Annotated in this window: 2 protein-coding genes; both read right to left on the reverse strand. The window is 59.1% G+C overall.

What is annotated here, in order from left to right; all coding sequences use genetic code 11:
* Positions 1 to 1064 precede the first annotated feature (1064 nt).
* The gene (locus tag CT676_RS43525; RefSeq protein WP_135217340.1) at positions 1065 to 1571 is read right to left on the reverse strand and encodes an isoprenylcysteine carboxylmethyltransferase family protein; all 507 of its coding nucleotides are present in this window, start codon (positions 1569 to 1571) and stop codon (positions 1065 to 1067) included.
* A gap of 19 nt (positions 1572 to 1590) precedes the next feature.
* Positions 1591 to 1793 (reverse strand): hypothetical protein (locus tag CT676_RS45015; RefSeq protein ID WP_205124647.1); only part of this gene is annotated, 203 nt, incomplete at its 5' end.

Raw genomic sequence — 1793 nt, forward strand, 5'->3', positions numbered from 1 at the left:
CGTTGAGAGCATTCGGGTCGGCGGATCAAAGCCGGTCGGCCTTCGAATGGCCGAAAGACATCCGTCGGTTACAGCCGACTTTTGCAACAAAATCGGCCAACAACCGACGTTCGATATATCGTCCGTTCGCATCTCGGAACCGCGTTGCGGACGCCGTAGTTAACTGCTCGATTGTATTCGCTTGACAAACGGCGGTCTCCACTGACCATCGAGGATATTGCTCTCGCCCAGTGGACGCGGATGTAAAGCGAGAACTGGCCACTCGCAGGCGGCCAGTTGCTCTCTTTGTCTACTTGTCTACGCTCTGTGATTTTGGCACCAGCGCGCAGCGTCAACCAACCGTCCCGACATCGAACGTTCGCTTCGCAGGGAACGTTGGCGGCATCTTGCCGCTCGCCTCAGCGCCAGGTTGCCGGTTCGCAGGGAGGCTTATTAAACGGACCTCCGGCATAACTGCCAACGTCTGGAGCCCGGACACAGTGAACGACGTTAGAGGTGGGGACGACTGCACCGGTTTTGTCGCGCCACGCCGACCTACGCCAGCTTGCCGGTTCGCAGGGAGGCTTATTGAACGGCCCTCCGGCAAAACTGCCAACGTCTGGCGCCCGGATGCAGTGAACAACGCGGGACGGATGGACGGCTGCGCCGTTTTGGTCGTACCACGCGGCCATGGCCGGACTAGCGAACATGGCCGCGGCGATCAATCCTACCGAAGCAAGCTTCCTCATTTGCGCGTCTCCTTATGTGTCAATGATTGAACGACTGACTATCCTTTGCGGCTCATTCCTACCGAAGAGACTGCAAGCAACATTTTGCGGTATCGACTATGCACATCATCAAGGTTGATCTATATCAACTTCGCCCGAATACGGCGGCTGATGACCGCTCTGGGTCAAACTACGAAAAACTCAACCTGAGCAAATTCAGTCCGCTATGCCCTATTTGATCGGACCTCAATGAGGCGTGCCGCCACTTCGCTGATGGGCCCAATTGCAGACAAACTTTGTTGAGGAGCCTTCGAGAAGCTCATCAAAAATCAGCGCCGAGGTCATGCGCTACGGCAGCTACCGACCGCCTCGCCACGCAGTTAGGCGCGGGATCCAACGCGGCACATTGATGCAGAACGCTTCGTATTCCGCGCCGAATGACCTTTTTAGCGTCGGCTCTTCGTAGCCCACGACAAAAAGGTGGAAGGCGAGCCAGACGACTGCGCCGTAGGCGAACAGCCCCCAATCGCCGAACAGGAGCGCCTGGCCGAAAATGACGGCGGCGACCGCCACGTAGATTGGATTGCGCACATAGCGATAGAGGCCGGTAACGACGAGATGTTGGGTCGGGGCGATCGGCGCCGGCGTGCCGAGCCCCTGCAGTGCGAAACGCGCGAATGAATCCACGAGCCCGGCTAAGCCGGCAAGAATTAGCGCGGCGCCGACGAAGCGCGTGAGCTCGACGCCGAGAAACGGCAACCTGAACTCCCAGCGTGAAATCCACCACGGGACCACCCCAGCCACCACGCAGGGCGCGAACACGAAGAAGATGGCGGTGCCGATGACAGCAGCAGTTCTTGGCATAGACACGATCCGTTCCCTGCTATTTTAACACACCGCACCGGGAGCGCGTCAGGTCCGCTAATGGGATGGTCCGGCCGTGCTCCTGCCCCGCCAGCGATAAGCTGGCCAGGGGCGCCAAGACAAGGAGCACGCCATGTCCCAGACACTCAATACCGCGATCGCCGTGATCGGCATCGATATCGGCAAAAACTCGTTCCATGTCGTGGGCCACGATGCGCGCGG

This window comes from Bradyrhizobium sp. MOS001, assembly GCF_004634465.1.
Lineage (GTDB): Bacteria > Pseudomonadota > Alphaproteobacteria > Rhizobiales > Xanthobacteraceae > Bradyrhizobium > Bradyrhizobium barranii.

Excerpts from the sequence above, each read along its gene's own strand:
- CT676_RS43525 (WP_135217340.1), bottom strand. The coding sequence starts at position 1,571 with ATGCCAAGAACTGCTGCTGTCATCGGCACCGCCATCTTCTTCGTGTTC.